The 16,810-nt window shown below is 60.5% G+C and carries 14 protein-coding genes and 3 pseudogenes; 11 read left to right on the top strand and 6 right to left on the bottom strand.

Annotation, left to right across the window (positions count from 1 at the left end):
• Positions 1-61 precede the first annotated feature (61 nt).
• The 3 genes from DYL61_RS29540 to DYL61_RS29530 form a co-directional block, all read right to left on the bottom strand.
• Complete coding sequence (locus DYL61_RS29540) at positions 62-1,186, bottom strand: (R)-mandelonitrile lyase (protein ID WP_135311304.1); 1,125 nt, start codon at positions 1,184-1,186, stop codon at positions 62-64.
• A gap of 17 nt (positions 1,187-1,203) precedes the next feature.
• On the bottom strand, positions 1,204-2,256 hold the full coding sequence (locus DYL61_RS29535; RefSeq protein ID WP_135311303.1) for an alpha/beta hydrolase: 1,053 nt from the start codon (positions 2,254-2,256) through the stop codon (positions 1,204-1,206).
• A gap of 119 nt (positions 2,257-2,375) precedes the next feature.
• On the bottom strand, positions 2,376-2,894 hold the full coding sequence (locus DYL61_RS29530) for a GNAT family N-acetyltransferase (RefSeq protein ID WP_135311302.1): 519 nt from the start codon (positions 2,892-2,894) through the stop codon (positions 2,376-2,378).
• A gap of 150 nt (positions 2,895-3,044) precedes the next feature.
• Here DYL61_RS29530 and DYL61_RS29525 point away from each other — a divergent pair, with 150 nt between their 5' ends.
• The 8 genes and pseudogenes from DYL61_RS29525 (at position 3,045) to DYL61_RS29490 (ending at position 9,652) form a co-directional block, all read left to right on the top strand.
• Positions 3,045-3,611, top strand: a complete 567-nt coding sequence (locus DYL61_RS29525; RefSeq protein ID WP_238704624.1) for a hypothetical protein — start codon at positions 3,045-3,047, stop codon at positions 3,609-3,611.
• 37 nt (positions 3,612-3,648) lie between these two features.
• Positions 3,649-4,062 carry a hypothetical protein gene (locus tag DYL61_RS29520; protein WP_135311301.1) on the top strand — a complete coding sequence of 138 codons (414 nt, stop codon included), beginning with the start codon at positions 3,649-3,651 and terminating at the stop codon, positions 4,060-4,062.
• 105 nt (positions 4,063-4,167) lie between these two features.
• Complete coding sequence (locus tag DYL61_RS29515; RefSeq protein ID WP_135311300.1) at positions 4,168-4,788, top strand: LysE family translocator; 621 nt, start codon at positions 4,168-4,170, stop codon at positions 4,786-4,788.
• Positions 4,789-4,798: 10 nt separating this feature from the next.
• Complete coding sequence (locus DYL61_RS29510; protein WP_135311299.1) at positions 4,799-5,191, top strand: ester cyclase; 393 nt, start codon at positions 4,799-4,801, stop codon at positions 5,189-5,191.
• Between the two features lie 33 nt (positions 5,192-5,224).
• Entirely contained in the window at positions 5,225-5,707 is a 483-nt protein-coding gene (locus DYL61_RS29505; protein ID WP_135311298.1) for a VOC family protein, read from the top strand.
• A 282-nt stretch (positions 5,708-5,989) separates the two neighbouring features.
• Positions 5,990-6,838 carry a 4-hydroxy-tetrahydrodipicolinate synthase gene (dapA, locus tag DYL61_RS29500; RefSeq protein WP_135311297.1) on the top strand — a complete coding sequence of 283 codons (849 nt, stop codon included), beginning with the start codon at positions 5,990-5,992 and terminating at the stop codon, positions 6,836-6,838.
• Between the two features lie 274 nt (positions 6,839-7,112).
• Positions 7,113-8,489 (top strand): annotated as a pseudogene (locus tag DYL61_RS29495) (pyridoxal-phosphate dependent enzyme).
• Positions 8,486-9,652 carry a cystathionine gamma-synthase gene (locus DYL61_RS29490; RefSeq protein ID WP_135311296.1) on the top strand — a complete coding sequence of 389 codons (1,167 nt, stop codon included), beginning with the start codon at positions 8,486-8,488 and terminating at the stop codon, positions 9,650-9,652. Before DYL61_RS29495 ends, DYL61_RS29490 begins: the two are co-directional and overlap by 4 nt.
• Before the next feature lie 135 nt (positions 9,653-9,787).
• Here DYL61_RS29490 and DYL61_RS29485 read toward each other — a convergent pair whose 3' ends face one another.
• Positions 9,788-11,986, bottom strand: coding sequence for an OsmC domain/YcaO domain-containing protein (locus tag DYL61_RS29485; RefSeq protein ID WP_135311295.1), 2,199 nt, complete (start codon positions 11,984-11,986; stop codon positions 9,788-9,790).
• A gap of 159 nt (positions 11,987-12,145) precedes the next feature.
• Between DYL61_RS29485 and DYL61_RS32015 the strand changes: the two are divergent.
• The 3 genes and pseudogenes from DYL61_RS32015 to DYL61_RS29475 form a co-directional block, all read left to right on the top strand.
• Positions 12,146-12,418 (top strand): annotated as a pseudogene (locus tag DYL61_RS32015) (PAS domain-containing protein); the annotation flags it as partial.
• A 348-nt stretch (positions 12,419-12,766) separates the two neighbouring features.
• Positions 12,767-13,711, top strand: a pseudogene (locus tag DYL61_RS32010) (methyl-accepting chemotaxis protein); the annotation flags it as partial.
• Between the two features lie 229 nt (positions 13,712-13,940).
• Positions 13,941-14,561, top strand: a complete 621-nt coding sequence (locus tag DYL61_RS29475) for a LysE family translocator (protein ID WP_135311293.1) — start codon at positions 13,941-13,943, stop codon at positions 14,559-14,561.
• Positions 14,562-14,570: 9 nt separating this feature from the next.
• Here the strand turns inward: DYL61_RS29475 and DYL61_RS29470 are convergent, their stop codons facing one another.
• Together DYL61_RS29470 and DYL61_RS29465 are read right to left on the bottom strand one after the other, a co-directional pair.
• Positions 14,571-15,968: an XAC2610-related protein gene (locus DYL61_RS29470; protein ID WP_135311292.1), complete on the bottom strand. Its 1,398-nt coding sequence runs from the start codon at positions 15,966-15,968 to the stop codon at positions 14,571-14,573.
• Positions 15,969-16,265: 297 nt separating this feature from the next.
• On the bottom strand, positions 16,266-16,715 hold the full coding sequence (locus tag DYL61_RS29465; RefSeq protein ID WP_135311291.1) for an HIT family protein: 450 nt from the start codon (positions 16,713-16,715) through the stop codon (positions 16,266-16,268).
• Positions 16,716-16,810 lie beyond the last annotated feature (95 nt).

Raw genomic sequence — 16,810 nt, 5'->3', positions numbered from 1 at the left:
CTGGCATTAGGGCAAGCCCCCTCCCACAAGGGACTGATGGTGTACCTGAGGCTATGGCCGCCTATGCAGCCAAATGCTGATCCAGCGCGTCGTTGGCACGCCTGGCCGCTTGCGCGTCGCCCTGCTCTTCCAGCAACCGCGCCAACTGGCGCAGTTGCTCCACCGTCACCCCCACCCGCAAGCTCGCGGCCACATGGGCGCGCAACTGCGGCTCCACCCCCGGTGTGGCAGCCAGGGCGGCCACCGTCGCCAGTTCACGGCTCTGCCAATCGAGGTTGTCCCGCGCAAATATGTCGCCGAACAAATGCGCCTGCAGGTATTGGTTGATCACCGGTGCGAAGTCGAACACGGGCCCCTTCACCGGTGCACCGGAGATTTTGGTCTGGTTGGCCTTGCCCAGCACCAGCAATTGCTCACCCACGGGAATGACCGCCATCGGCTCACGCCCCTGGTCGTCCTTGATACCCCGTTGCTTGCGCGCGTCAACCACCCTCATCAACTCACCCAATGCATTCAAGCTACGGGGGAAGCCCGTGTATGCGTAGAGCTGCACGAGGATTTCCTTCGCTTCGCTGACGGCCAATCCCGCATCCAGCCCACGGTTCAATGCGGCGTTGAGCGCAGGCAGATTGCTGGTGGCCATGGCCGCTGCGATCAGGGGAATCGATTGTTGCCTGGCCGACAACGCGCTGTCGCTACTCACTGATTCAGGTGGCAAAGCACCGTACTCCGCATCCGTGACCTTCTCCATCCAGTCGACATTTTTACCGTCCACCGTACCGGTCACCGCCAGGTGCATCATGGCGCTGTGGGGGGCCGCACCGTGCCAATGCTTCACGCCCGGCGGGCACACAATGACGTCCCCAGGCAAAATACGCTGCACCGGTTTGCCCCACTCTTGCGTCAACCCAACGCCCGACATCACCACCAGCCGCTGCCCCGCCGGATGGGTGTGCCAGGCCGAGCGTGCGCCCGCTTCAAAGCTGACGTAGGCGCCTGAAGCGTTGATTTCATCAGAGGCAGGAAACAGCGGATCGACCCGAACCTGCCCAGAAAAATAGTCCGCAGGACCGGCCATCGAGGCCTGGCTGTTGGCACGACGAACCTGTTGCTCACCTTCGGACTCCGCGCCCGCCGCGAACGGCGCCGTGGCGCACATCGCCAGGCCAATAAGGGTTTGTTTCATGGTGCAAGTTCCTCCAATCACAGGGTTCGGGCGTAGAACGCGCTGAGCTGTTCGATGGCACTGTCCACATACTTCGGCACCCAATAGGTCTCGATATGCGTGGCGCCGTCGATCTTGAACAACTGCTTGTCCTGGGTGCCGGTCGCTTTGGCAAACGCCTGCTCACTCATGTAGAGGCTGTCGGCCTTGCTCCCGGCGATCATCAGCAATGGCTTATCGATCAACTCGAGTTGGTCGGTGGCGTCGAAGCTCATCAAATCCAGCAAGCTGCTCAGGGTGTATTTAAAGGTCGAGTTCGGATGGGCGTGGGTCTTGCCGTAATACTCAAAGCCCTGGCGATACAGGTCGAACGGCAGCTTGGCAATTTGCTCATCGGTCAATTTCACATCACCGGTGTACACCACCGGGCCGCCGGCGGCCTCCTGAGCGCGCGCCGCCGAAGCTTGCTGCAAACGCTGTTGGATCGTATCCACTTGCGAGTCCTGATAGCCATTGCGTCGCACCAGGCCCGAGTTGAACATGCTCACCGTGGCAATCGACGCAAAGCGCTTGTCGGTACGCGCCGCCGCCAAGGAATACCCACCGCCGCCGCAGATACCCAGCAGGCCCAGGCGCCCAGTGTCGGCACCCGGATAATGGGCGATAAAGTCCGCCATGCCGTGGATGTCTTCGATGCGCGATGCAGGCTTATCGACATTGCGTGGCTCTCCGCCACTGGCGCCTTGATATGCCGCATCCGCAGTGATCGTGATGTACCCCTGATCCGCCATGCGCTGGGCATACAGGCCGGCAACCTGCTCTTTCACCCCGCCATTCGGATGGGCGACCACAATCACCGGGTAGCGCTTGCTCGCGTCATAGTTCGCCGGGGTGTAGACGTTGGCAGCGATATCCAGGCCATTGAGCTTGTAGCTCACCGGATGAATATTGACCTTGCCCGGCTCGTTCTTTTTCAACGCGCCGTCATAGACCAGGGTGAAGGGGTTTTGCTTGTAGTCGGCGGCCAACAGTTCGGTGCCCGACATACCGATCATGGCGGCCATAAACGTGGCTTTCAGGGGGGTTCGCATGGTGTGAGTGCTCCCGGCAAATGATTGCGTGATGGCTGGGGAGCACGGTAACGGGTCAGGGATTGATCGATAAATGGGGTGAATCGTATAGGACTGATATCAAAAACACATAAGTGCGTTTAGCGAGGGAGAGATACGCCGTACCTCACCTCTTCCAGCGTCACACCGCCCCTCACCAGGGTGCGCGCACTGCCGGCGTCCTCAACCCATCCGGCCTTGCGGTAAAAACGGATAGCTCTCTCATTGCGAGTCAGAACCCAGAGCGTCAGGCGCTGAAAACCTTGCGCCTCCAAGTACTGCACAGCCGTCTTCCACAAGGCGAGCCCGACGCCCGATTGCCAATGCGTGGCCAACACATAGATAGCCATGACCTCGCCGACACTTTCCCCAACGAGATCTTCATCACGACTGGCGCCCACCGATATCCAGCCGACCACCTGCTCGTCCACCTGCGCAACCCATACCTGGGACTCACCCGATTCAAGCGAGCGCTTCCAGGAGGCTTCCCGATTGGGCAGTGTGGCGTCCAGGCCTTGCAAATAATCGGCGGGCATCAGGTCTCGATAGGCGTCTTGCCAACTGCGGATATGCACCTGGGCGATGGCGTTGGCGTCGGAGGGTAAGGCCTGGCGAATCATTGCGGTACTCCTGGTTCGGGCGCTGAATGCTGGATGTATTCTTCCTAGCATGAAACCCATCGATTACGAATTAAATGCATCGGCGTCAGTGGATCATGGGCTATTGTGTTGGCCTCAAAACGGACGATAAAAATCCAGAGCACGGACGAAATGAGCCTTTACTCACCCAACGGCAGCTTGAAAAAAATAGCCTTTTTGGCGTTTGCATTGTCAATCGTTGGCGCCCTGTTCTCTTACATGTTGTGGGCCACCCGCATTGCGAAACGAACCCTTTTAATGCCTTCAATCCCTGAGTGGACGACTTACCTGGCAGGCACCGTTCTCGTCGGGCTGATTTTTGCAGGCCGAGCGCTTTATAGCCGTTCCATCGAGAAAACGCCGAAACATATCGCCAACTCTTTTGTCAGTGGCTGCTGCGTGGGTTTTGTGTGTTTTTTAAATAGTTATGACGTGCTCGCTTACCTTCTGCCAAGCGCAACCATTCACTACGACTCAACGTTTGAGGTGACCTACCCAGGCCCCTCCAACGGCAGAACCAGCCGGTGCGAGGCTGGGGTGCGGATCAACGATCCAAAGACCGGGCGAAGCATTCGACTGTGCACCGATAAAGCTGCCTTAGAACGTCAGCTAAAGCCCGGCATGAGCGCTGTACGGGTCACCGCGCAGTCGAACTCACTGGGCTCCTATATTTCTGGTTATCAATTCATTTACCAGTAACCCATTTCACCAACGGTTAAACACGGGTCATGACGGTATGAACGAAGGATGGCAACACGACGACTATCTCATCGTCTTCACACAGCAAGAGAGCGTCGCGGCAATGAACGCCTATCGATTTGATCATTACCTGCCGGGGTACACGTTGCTGGGCCTGAAGAACTGGGACGACTTTATCGTTATCAACGCGTCCGGCGTGATGTTGACGGTGCCCACGGTTCCACTCGATGGGTCCTACGCCGCACCGTTTGAGCTTCCTGCGCAGATTTCGCTGGAAGCTGACCCTCGATTCAGCGGCAAGATCAAATGGCAGTTGAAGCCGCTAGCCTTTGGGGGCGATCCAACAGACGACACGAATCTGGCCTGGATCAGCTATGAGCAACATGCTGAGCTGGTTGTCTGGTGGAATGCGCAGTACAAAAGCGCCAAGGCGCAGCCTTCGAACAGTTGAAAAAAGCCGGCTTGATTCGCGCACGCTCAAACTACCCGCCGCACATTGTTCAACCGGCCTCGCTCCCTTTATCCTCAAGCCCCCCCCCGCATCTCCGGAGCCCTCATGAACCTCGCCACCCTCGCCCTCTTCCTCCCCGCGTGCTTCGCACTGAACATGGCTCCCGGCCCCAACAACCTGCTGTCCGTCAGCAACGCCACCCGCTACGGCTTCCGCACCTCATGCCTGGCCGGATTCGGCCGCCTGCTGGCTTTCGCCGGGATGATCGCCCTGGCGTCTGCCGGGTTGGCGGTGGTGCTACAAACGTCAGAGTTGTTGTTTTATGGGATCAAGATTCTGGGCGCGGCATATCTGGTTTATCTGGCGGTGCAGTTGTGGCGGGCGGATCCGCAGCAAGAGGCCGGTGCTGTCACGGCCAAGGTGGGGTTGTGGGCGTTGGCGCGGCAGGAGTTCTTGGTGGCGGCGGGCAATCCCAAGGCAATTCTCATCTTCACCGCGTTTCTCCCGCAATTCGTGGTCCCCGGCGAACCCATCACACCGCAATTCGCATTGCTGGGTACACTGTTCCTGGTCCTGGAATGGATCGCTATCAGCTTGTACGCCTACATGGGCCTGCATATGCGTCGCTGGTTTGCCGAGCCCCGTGGCAAGCGGATTTTCAATCGTTGCTGCGCGGGCTTGCTGTCGGCGGCGGCGACGGTGTTGTTGATGGCGCGCAAGGCTTGAGGAAAAACCGATGACCCGAAACGAACTCGCCGACTTCTATCACGGTTACATCGCCTGCCTGAACCGCCAGGACTGGGACAGCCTCGGCCACTTCGTCCACCCGGACGTGACCTACAACGGCACCCACGTCGGCCTCGCCGGCTACCGCGCCATGCTGGAGCGCGACTTCCGCGAAATTCCCGACCTGGTGTTCCGCGTCCAACTGCTGGTAGCAGACCCGCCCACCGTTGCCTCGCGCCTGAACTTCAAGGTCAGTCCCAGGGGCGAGTTCTTCGGGCTGCCGATCAATGGCCGAACGGTCACCTTCGACGAGAACGTGTTCTATGCATGCATCGACGGCAAGTTCGCCCACGTCTGGTCAGTGATCGACAAAGCGGCCGTCGCCGCGCAACTGGTTGACTAAACTCTACGCACCCATTTCCGTGGAGACCCGACCATGCGCCATAAATCCACCCTCTGCCTCTGGTACAACGGCACTGCCCTGGAGGCCGCGACCTTCTACGCCTTGACCTTCCCCGACAGTCAAGTAAACGCCGTGCACCTGGCCCCCGGTGACTATCCGTCGGGCAAACAGGGCGATGTATTGACCGTTGAATTCACTGTATTGGGCATCCCTTGCCTGGGCCTGAACGGCGGTCCGATATTCCCGCACACCGAGGCGTTTTCGTTTCAGGTGCATACCGATGATCAGGCCGAAACCGACCGTTACTGGAACGCCATCGTCAGCAACGGCGGCCAGGAAAGTGCCTGCGGCTGGTGCAAGGACAAGTGGGGTCTGTCGTGGCAGATTACCCCACGGGTGTTGACCGACGCGGTGACCCACCCCGACCCGACCATCGCCAAGCGCGCGTTTGAGGCGATGATGAGCATGACCAAAATCGATATCGCCGCGATTGAAAGGGCCGTCGCCGGGGCTTGACACATTCGCCGGCATCCCCTGAATATGAGCACCTCATTCAGGGTGTGACAATTTATGTCTGCTACGTCGCCGCTTAACCTTTGCGCCATTGGCTTGATTGCCAAGGCGCAAGGTTGCGTGGCGCACGCCCTCAAATCGAAGAAACAGTCGCTCATGTGACCGGGGCGCGCTGTCCCGTCAGATGAGCTGACAGGACATTGAGCGCGACGGTCTCCCCCCTTGCACAATTCCCTCTGCCCTTCTGACGGTGACTTGAACGGTCAATCATCAGGAGAAAAAGGCATGTCAGCGTTTCAAGGTATCTGGGTTCCCGTGGTCACGCCGTTCCAGGACGGTGCCATCGATTTTATCGGCTTGCGTCGGCTGGTCGCTCATCTGCTGGACAAGCACGTGGCCGGGATCATGGTGTGCACCACCACCGGGGAGGCGGCGGCGCTGAGCCGCGAGGAACAATTGGCAGTGCTGGATGCGGTGTTGAAATGGGTGCCCGCGCATCGCGTGGTGATGGGCTTGGCGGGCAATAACCAGATTGAGTTGCTGCAGTTTCAACGCGACATCCTGCAACGCCCGGTCGCCGGCTTGCTGGTGCCGGCACCCAGCTATATCCGCCCGTCCCAGGCCGGCCTTGAAGCGTTCTTCCGCACGGTGGCCGATGCGTCCAGCGTGCCGATTGTTCTGTATGACATTCCCTACCGCACCGGCGCGACCTTTGAACAGGCGACGTTGCTGAACATCGTTGCCCATGAGCGCATCCAAGCGGTCAAGGATTGCGGCGGTAACCTGGGCAACACCCTGGCATTGCTGGCCAGCGGCCATGTGGATGTGTTGTGCGGCGAGGATATCCAGATCTTCAACGCGCTGTGCCTGGGCGCGACCGGGGCGATTGCGGCGTCGGCCCATGTGCACACCGAGCAGTTCGTAGCGTTGTGCCAGCAAGTGCGGGACAACCAGTTGGCCGAGGCGCGAGCGACGTTTTTCCAGTTGCTGCCGTTGATCCACACGATGTTTATGGAGCCCAACCCGGCGCCGGTAAAGGCTGCATTGGCGTTGCAAGGCCTGATCGGCAGCGAACTGCGGGCGCCGATGCAAGCAGCCAGCGCGGCGGTGCTGGAGCGGTTGAGCAACGCGTAGCAGCGCTTGTTGTAGTGAGCGGGCTTGCCCCGCGCTGGGCTGCGAAGCGGCCCCAAATCCCTACCGCTCGGTTTATCTGAAACACCGCGGTGCCTGGGCTTGGGGCGGCTTCGCCACCCAGCGCGGGGCAAGCCCGCTCACTACAAAAGGTATCGATGCTCATGCGCCAAAAACAGTCACCGAATGGACCGCCCGGTTGCGACCGGGCAGATCCCGGCCTATGGTCCAAGACATGCTGTGCCCTTTGCTGTCCCTCTCTATTAAAGGTGACGACATGCCTACACTGCCCCGCCCTGCCGTCCTCGAACTGATCGGCAATACGCCATTGGTTCGGGTCAGCCGGTTCGACACCGGCCCCTGCACCCTGTTTCTCAAACTCGAATCCCAAAACCCCGGCGGCTCTATCAAAGACCGCATCGGCCTGGCCATGATCGACGCCGCCGAGCGCGACGGCCGCCTGTGACCGGGCGGCACCATCATCGAGGCCACCGCCGGCAACACCGGACTAGGCCTGGCGCTGGTCGGTCGGGCCAAAGGCTATCGCGTGGTGCTGGTGGTGCCCGACAAGATGTCCACGGAGAAAGTGTTGCACCTCAAGGCCATGGGCGCAGAAGTGCATATCACCCGCTCCGACGTCGGCAAAGGCCACCCCGAGTATTACCAGGACGTGGCCGCACGCCTGGCCAAGGACATTCCGGATTCATTCTTCGCCGACCAATTCAACAACCCCGCCAACCCCCTCGCCCATGAAACCAGCACCGCCCCGGAAATCTGGGCACAAACCCAGCACGATGTGGACGCGATTGTGGTGGGCGTCGGTTCTGCCGGCACCCTTACCGGCCTGACGCGTTTTTTCAAACGGGTGCAACCCGAGTTGGCCATGGTGCTGGCCGATCCGGTGGGCTCGGTGATGGCCGAATACAGCCGCAGTGGCCGTCTGGAAACACCGGGATCGTGGGCGGTGGAAGGCATCGGCGAGGACTTCATCCCGTCGATTGCCGACCTGTCCAGCGTGCGTCACGCCTATTCCATCAGCGATGAAGAAAGCTTCGATCACGCCCGCCAATTGCTGCGTGCCGAGGGCATCCTCGGCGGCTCGTCCACCGGCACCCTGCTCGCCGCCGCGCTGCGTTTTTGCCGCGAACAAACCGAGCCCAAGCGCGTGGTGACCTTCGTGTGCGACACCGGTACGCGCTACCTGTCGAAGGTCTACAACGACCAATGGATGAACGACGCGGGCCTGTTGCAATACAAACACTACGGCGACCTGCGCGACCTGATTGCCCGTCGTTTCGAGGATGGCCGCGTCATCAGCGTGAGCCCCGATGACACCTTGCTTACCGCCTTCCAGCGCATGCGCCTGGCGGATGTGTCCCAACTGCCGGTGCTGGTGAATGGCAAAGCACTGGTGGGCGTGATCGATGAGTCCGACATCCTGCTGGGCCTGCACCACGACGCCGCGGACTTCAAAATGGTTGTCGCCAGCGCCATGACCGACACTCTGCAAACCCTCGACCCCAGCGCCAGCCTCGCCGAATTGCAGGCCGAACTGGACCGCGACCATGTCGCCATCATCGCCGACCCCTCGGGCTTCCATGGCCTGATCACCCGCGTCGACCTGCTCAACCACCTGCGGAGATCCCTTGCATGAGTCATCCCGAAAAATCTGCATTTGCCACCCGCGTGATCCATGCCGGGCAATCCCCCGACCCGACCACGGGCGCGCTGATGCCGCCGATCTACGCCAACTCCACCTACCTGCAAGACAGCCCCGGCGTGCACAAGGGGTTTGACTATGGCCGCTCCCATAACCCGACGCGTTTTGCCCTGGAACGTTGCGTGGCGGATTTGGAAGGCGGCCGCCAGGCGTTTGCGTTTGCTTCCGGTCTGGCGGCGATTTCGACGGTGCTGGAGTTGTTGGACGCCGGGGCGCACATCGTCTCCGGCAATGACCTGTATGGCGGCACTTTCCGCCTGTTCGACAAGGTGCGCCAACGCAGTGCCGGGCATCGCTTCAGCTATGTCGATCTGACTGAGCTGTCAGCGTTTGAGGCGAGTTTGCAGGACGACACGCGCATGGTCTGGGTCGAAACCCCGAGCAACCCGCTGCTGAGCCTTACCGACCTCAGTGCCATTGCGCGCATCTGCCGTGATCGCGGGATTATCTGCGTGGCCGACAACACCTTTGCCAGTCCGTGGATCCAGCGACCGCTGGAGTTGGGCTTTGATGTGGTGGTGCACTCCACCACCAAGTACCTCAATGGGCATTCGGATGTGATCGGCGGCATCGCCATTGTCGGTGACAACCCGGCGTTGGCTGAGCGCCTGGGCTTCCTGCAAAACTCCATCGGTGCCATCTCAGGCCCGTTTGATGCGTTCCTCACCCTGCGCGGCGTGAAGACCCTGGCGCTGCGCATGGAGCGGCATTGCAGCAATGCTTTGGACCTGGCGACCTGGCTGGAGCAACAGCCGCAAGTGGCGCGGGTCTACTACCCCGGCCTGGCGTCCCACCCACAGCACGAACTGGCCCGTCGGCAAATGCGCGGGTTCGGCGGGATGATCTCGATTGACCTCAACAGCGACCTGGCCGGCGCCCGGCGCTTCCTGGAAAACGTGCAGATTTTCGCCCTGGCCGAAAGCCTCGGCGGCGTGGAAAGCCTGATCGAACACCCGGCGATCATGACCCATGCAACGATCCCCGCCGCTACGCGGGCGCAGTTGGGCATTGGGGATGGGTTGGTGCGGTTGTCGGTGGGGGTTGAGGATGTGGAGGATTTGCGGGCGGATTTGGCCCAGGCCCTGGCCTATATCTAGAGCCCAAATGAGGTCAAATGTGGGAGGGGGCTTGCCCCCGATCGCGGTGGGTCAGCTTGCTTGTGTGCCGGCTGATACTCAGTCATCGGGGGCAAGCCCCCTCCCACATTTTGGCCCTGTTACATCAGGAAGGTATCAGCGTGACGTTACGTTGGCGCGAGCTGAGTGCAGCTTTTTGTAGCTCTCAATCAACCGCTGATGCCGCTCCAGTCCTTCCAGCTTCAGGCTGGTCGGCGTCAAGCCATAGAACCGCACGTCACCGTTGACCGAGCCAATCACCGCATCCATCCGCTCGTTGCCGAACATGCGGCGGAAGTTGGCTTCATAGTCAGCCAACTCCAGATCGTCATCCAATTCCATCTCCAGCACCGCATTCATCGCCTGGTAAAACAGGCCACGTTCGACGGTGTTGTCGTTGTACTGCAAGAACATCTCCACACACTCCTTGGCCTCTTCATACTGCTTCAAGGCCAGGAAGATCAGCAGCTTCAACTCCAGGATGGTCAGTTGGCCCCACGCGGTGTTGTCGTCGAACTCGATGCCGATCAGGGTGGTGATGTCGGTGTAGTCGTCCAACTCGCTTTCGATCAGGCGTTCGACCAGCGCTTGCAGTGCTTCTTCATCGAGGCTGTGCAGATTGAGGATATCCGCACGGAAAAACAGCGCCTTGTTGGTGTTGTCCCAGATCAGGTCGTCCACCGGGTAGATTTCCGAATAATCCGGCACCAGGATGCGGCACGCGGTGGCGCCGAGGTGTTCGTACACCGCCATGTAGGACTCTTTACCCATGCCTTCGAGAATGCCGAACAGGGTCGCCGCTTCCTGGACGTTGGAGTCTTCGCCCTCACCGGTGAAGTCCCACTCGACAAACTCATAGTCCGACTGGGCACTGAAGAAGCGCCACGACACCACGCCGCTGGAGTCGATAAAGTGCTCGACGAAGTTATTCGGCTCGGTCACCGCTTGCGCTTCGAAGGTCGGCGCCGGCAAGTCGTTCAAGCCTTCGAAGCTGCGGCCTTGCAGCAGTTCGGTGAGGCTGCGTTCCAGTGCCACTTCCAGGCTTGGATGGGCGCCGAACGAGGCGAATACGCCGCCGGTGCGTGGGTTCATCAAAGTCACGCACATCACCGGGAATTCGCCGCCCAGGGAGGCGTCTTTCACCAGCACCGGGAAGCCTTGGGCTTCCAGGCCTTGAATGCCAGCCAGGATACTTGGGTATCTGGCCAATACCTTGGCCGGTACATCCGGCAGGGCAAACTCACCCTCGATGATTTCGCGCTTCACCGCCCGCTCGAAGATCTCCGACAGGCACTGCACCTGGGCTTCGGCCAGGGTGTTGCCGGCGCTCATGCCGTTGCTCAGGTAGAGGTTTTCGATCAGGTTGGAGGGGAAATACACCACCTCGCCATCGGACTGGCGCACAAACGGTAACGAGACGATGCCACGCGCCTCATTGCCGGAGTTGGTGTCGAACAGGTGCGAGCCGCGCAGTTCGCCTTCACGGTTGTAGACCTTGAGGCAATAGGCATCGAGGATTTCAGTCGGCAGCTCGTCATTGGCGCCCGGCTGGAACCAGCGCTCGTCCGGGTAGTGCACGAACGGCGCATTGGCCAGTTCTTCACCCCAGAACTGGTCGTTGTAGAAGAAGTTGCAGTTGAGCCGCTCGATAAATTCGCCCAATGCCGACGCCAGTGCGCCCTCTTTGGTCGCGCCCTTGCCGTTGGTGAAGCACATCGGCGAATGGGCATCACGGATATGCAGCGACCACACGTTGGGCACGATATTGCGCCACGACGCGATCTCGATCTTCATGCCCAGCCCGGCGAGGATGCCGGACATATTGGCGATGGTCTGCTCCAGCGGCAGGTCTTTGCCAGCGATATAAGTGCCGCCCTCGGACGTCGAGTTGGGCATCAACAGTGCTTGCGCATCCGCATCGAGGTTCTCAACTTCTTCGATAACGAACTCAGGACCGGCCTGCACGACTTTTTTCACCGTGCAACGGTCGATGGAGCGCAGGATGCCTTGGCGATCTTTATCGGAAATATCCGCCGGCAACTCCACCTGGATCTTGAAGATCTGGTTGTAGCGATTCTCGGGATCAACAATGTTGTTCTGCGACAGGCGGATATTGTCCGTGGGGATATTGCGCGTCTGGCAATACAACTTGACGAAGTACGCCGCACACAACGCCGACGACGCCAGGAAGTAATCGAACGGCCCCGGTGCCGAGCCGTCGCCCTTGTAGCGAATCGGCTGGTCGGCAATCACCGTGAAGTCGTCGAACTTGGCTTCCAGTCGGAGGTTGTCGAGAAAGTTGACCTTGATTTCCATGGGGGCACACCAGAATAACGGCTAAACAAAAATGGCCATTATGGAGGTTTTCACCGGGAAGTTTCAGGCTTTTGACCAATGGCTGGCGAAATATCAAATGTGCATTAATCTTTTCGAAGTTGAGGCCGATTGGCTGACTGCAACCAGGGAGTAGTCGGAATGCGCAACAACCAGCCAGTGACACAGCGCGAGATTTACCTCGCGCCTCAACAGAAACTTATCTCTGCCACCGATGTTCGCGGTGTCATCACTTATTGCAACGACGCCTTTGTCGACATCAGCGGCTTTGACCGCGCCGACCTGATCGGCGCCCCGCAAAATATCGTGCGTCACCCCGATGTGCCCCCCGCCGTTTTTGCTCATATGTGGAATGCGCTCAAGCAAGGCCAGCCCTGGATGGGCATCGTCAAGAACCGTTCGAAAAACGGCGATCACTACTGGGTCAATGCCTACGTCACGCCGATCTTCGATGGCAGCACAGTAGTTGGCTTTGAGTCGGTGCGGGTCAAACCCACCGCCGATGAAATCCGCCGCGCCCAGGCACTGTATCGCCGCCTCAGCCAAGGCCAGCCCGCCGTGCCGCGTCAGGATGCTTGGCTACCGGCGGTGCTTAGTGCCCTGCCCTATGCGGCCACCGCGATTGTCGGCAGCCTCGCCGGGCTTTATCTCAGTGCACCAGCAGCGCTCGCGGTGGCCGTGGCGGTCGCCATCCCGGTGGGTGTGATTTGCTCACGCTCACGTCAACGCGGCACCTTGCGCCTGTTGGAGGGCGTGGAGCCGTCAACGTCAGATGCGTTGATCGCCCAGATGTACAGCGACGCACGCGGGCCGCAGGCGCGCTTGGAAACGGCGTTTCTCAGCCAGTCCGCACGCCTGAAAACCTGCCTCACCCGCCTGCAGGACAGCGCCGAACAACTCAGCGCCCTGGCTGGGCAGTCCGATCAGTTGGCCACAGCCAGCGCCCGGGGCCTGGACCGCCAGCGCGTCGAAACCGAGCAAGTCTCGGCCGCCGTCAACCAGATGGCCGCCACCACCCAGGAAGTCGCCAGCCACGTGCAACGCACTGCCGACGCCACCCAACAGGCCAACGCCCTCACCGGTCGCGGCCGGGAAGTGGCACGCGATACCCGTGAAGCCATTGAGCGTTTGTCTGCGGTCGTCGGCGAAACCGGCGCCACCGTGGCGCAGCTGGCGCGGGACAGCGATGAGATCGGCAGCGTGGTCGACGTGATCAAAGGCATCGCCGACCAGACCAACCTGCTGGCCCTCAACGCCGCCATCGAAGCCGCCCGCGCCGGCGAGCAAGGCCGTGGCTTTGCCGTGGTAGCCGACGAGGTGCGCCAGCTGGCCCAGCGCACCGCCCAATCCACCACCCAGATCCACGCCTTGATCACCCAGTTGCAAGCGTCGTCCAGCAACGCCGTGCACAGCATGGAACACGGCCAACGCCAGGCCCAGGAAGGCGTGGCCTGGGTACTCGAAGCCGACCAGGCGCTGGTGGGCATCAGCGAAGCGGTGTCGCACATCACCGACATGACCACCCAGATCGCTGCCGCCACCGAGGAACAGAGCGCGGTGGCCGAGGAGATCAGCCGCAACATCACCACCATTGCCGAACTGGCGGACCAAACGTCGATGCAGGCCCATCAATCCACGGATTTGAGCAAGGAACTGACCAACACCGCATCCACCCAATATGCGTTGGTTGAACGTTTCAATCGCTGATCAGCAATCGCCAGGTTGCCTTTGTAGTGAGCGGGCTTGCCCCGCGCTGGGGGGCGAAGCCGCCCCAAATCCAGGCAACTCGGTCTATCTGAAACACCGCGGTGCCTGGGTTTAGGGCGGCTTCGCCCCCCAGCGCGGGGCAAGCCCGCTCACTACAAGGCGGTTGCCTTAGTGTGAACACACCGCGCTTTGCGTTAACGTTCATCCTCACCTTCCCGGATGCCCAACCATGTCCATCGCCGACAATCTCATCGCCTTCACCTTCGCCGCTACACTGCTCACCCTTACGCCCGGGCTGGATACCGCGTTGGTCCTGCGCACTGCCACCGTCGAAGGCAAGCGCCAGGCCTTGCAAGCCACCCTCGGTATCAACGCAGGCTGCCTGATCTGGGGCGCGGCGGTGGCCTTCGGGCTGGGTGCATTGATCGCGGTGTCGGAGGTCGCATTCAACTTGCTCAAATACTGCGGTGCAGCGTATCTAGCCTGGCTCGGCTTGAACATGCTGCTGCGCCCGCGCCGCTCACTGGCGCCCGCCGAGGCAAACGGAAAACCGGCCGGCAACTGGTTTATCAAGGGCATGCTGGGCAATGTGCTCAACCCCAAGGTGGGAATCTTCTACGTGTCGTTCCTGCCCCAATTCATTCCCCAGGGCAGTTCGCTGATGGTCTGGACGTTTGGGCTGGTGGGCATTCACGTAGCGCTTGGCCTGGCGTGGGCATTGGTGTTGATCGGCGCCACACAGCCGCTGTCCGGGTTCCTGCGCCGTGAGAAGGTCATCCAGTGGATGGACCGCACCACCGGGATGATCTTTGTGTTGTTTGCGGCGCGGTTGGCGTTCAGCAAACGTTAAGCCGCCCGGTCACTGCTTGCGATAAAACCCCGTGAAGTACTCCGGATTATCCGGCGCCGAGTTGTGCTCGATCACCGCGAAGTTTTTCACCAATTGGATGTGATACGGCCCGTTGCCCTTGGGTGCCAACGGTTCGCGCACGATGATCAGGTTTTCGGTCTCCATCGGCACGATGTGGTGTGCGCTCAGGATTGGCTTGGCGGTCTTGGTGTCGGTCAGTGTGACGGTGAACTCGGCCACTTCCCTGCCCTGCGCGTCGCGCTCGGGCAGGACTTTCACATCGAGGTCGCCGTCACGCCCCAGGAAGTCATCGCGCATCTGGTAGTGGCCGTCGCGCTGGTCACGTTCGACTTCACTGAGTTTGTCGTAATCGGGTTCGCGCTCATCGGCGTGCAACAGAATCGCCAGTTCGGGATGGTCGCCCTTGGCACTGCTGACCCAGGTGCCGGTGTAGTCATACGGCTCCTCGGTTTCACGGGTGATGCGCCAGATGCCGGTCTGATGGCCGTCATCGGCGTATTCGTGCAGGTAGACGAAGGGTTTGTCGTCATAGTCGCTGCGGTCGCCCACCAGCTTGATCGGCTTGCCGCTGCCGCTCTTGGTGTAACGCAGCTCGCCAATCAGCACCGCACCTTGTTGTTGGTACCAGAGCTCCACCGGGATCTTGCCGTCGAGGGTGCCAGCAAGCATCTGCGGGTCTTCATTGACAGGGCCTTCCAGGCGTGGGGTTTCGCGCCACTGGCCGTCTTTCCATTCGCCCGTGGTGCGCAGCATGTAGCCGCTGGGCATGCTGGAGTTCTGGCCGAACTCGGTGGGTGGGACTTCTTCCTGGGTGTACGAACTCAGCCGTTCCAACTGGCCGCTGCGCATCTGCCACTGGGACGAACGGGTCCAGCAACAGCCACGGTCGGTTTGCGAATGGATAACGCCATCCACGGGGCCGACCGAGAACATCCCGCCGCTGGTTTCATTGGCCAACTCAGTCAGAGGTTCGTTCAGCACCCACTGGTGCTTCTGCGGGTCTTGCAGGTACACGTCGTAGTTGGACTGGAAGCCTGCGTAGGGACCATCGCCATTGCGGATCGCCAGGTCCATGCGGCCATCGTGGTCAATGTCGGCGAAGTACAACACCCCGCTCTCGCCCACCAGGCGCCAGTCCAGGGTCTTGCCATTGTGATCCAGCGGCACAGGCGCGGCGGGCGTTTGCAATTGCTGGAGGATGTCGAGGGTGGTTTTGTCACGTACGGTGATCAGCGCACGGGCTTGTTGCTCCAGGTCTTGCGGCGCATCCGGGAACAGCACCTCCACCAGGAACTGGCCGCAGGGGTCATTGACCGAGAACGAACGGGGATCGGCCAGGGCCTGGGTGGCCAGGATCAGGAGTACAGCGCTGACGAGCGAACGCATTCAAAGCATCCTTGCTGAAATTCGGGGGCGGCAGTGTAAAGGTAAATCTGCTTAGGGAACCAGCAGCCGGATCGTCGCAGGTTTTAAGTCGAGCGCAGATCCAAATGTGGGAGGGGGCTTGCTCCCGATAACGGTGAGTCAGCTATAGATCAGCTGACTGATACACCGCCATCGGGGGCAAGCCCCCTCCCACATTTGGATCTGCGCCAGGCTGAGAAAATGGCCACACCCACCCGCCGCTGTGCGAGCAAGCACACACATTCGATTGTCGGCGTTTCAGATAAACCCTGATATGTTTCAGGCCTTTCCGGCCAGCATTTCCCCCGCTAACGCTGCGATCTTCCTGCGCAGGTCCCCGTGCACCGCTTCTGCATAGGGCACTGCATTTTTCCAGTCGTAAAACCACGCGGGCATCCGGCGTTTTTCGTCCGGCTCTGACGCGTAGCGCGGGAAGATATGGCAGTGCAGTTCCGGCTCCGAATTGCCGAGGATCTCGTAATTCATGCGCAGCGCATCGGTGGCTTGCAGCACAGCGTCGCCAATGCGGGCCATGTCCAACAGGTAAAGGGCGCGGGCCTCAGGGTCGAGGTCGTTGAGACTGGCGACGACCGGGTCTGGCAGCAGCAGGCAGTAACCGGGCAGGAACTGCACATCCCCCATCACGGCCCAGCCGGAGGGCATGCGGCAGATGACTTTGTTGTTGGCGCCAGTGCGGGCCAGGGCTACGCGTTCCGTGATCAACGCCATTGGGGCTCCTTGATAGGTGGGAGGTGCAATTTGGGTGTTCAGAGTAACCTTATTGCTCTGGCTCTTGATTTGGCTTCTGATCTTGATCTCAGGCG

This window comes from Pseudomonas nabeulensis, from assembly GCF_004682045.1.
GTDB classification, from domain to species: Bacteria; Pseudomonadota; Gammaproteobacteria; order Pseudomonadales; family Pseudomonadaceae; genus Aquipseudomonas; species Aquipseudomonas nabeulensis.
Note: the sequence above shows the minus strand (reverse complement) of the source record. Positions and strands in the feature narration are given on the sequence as shown.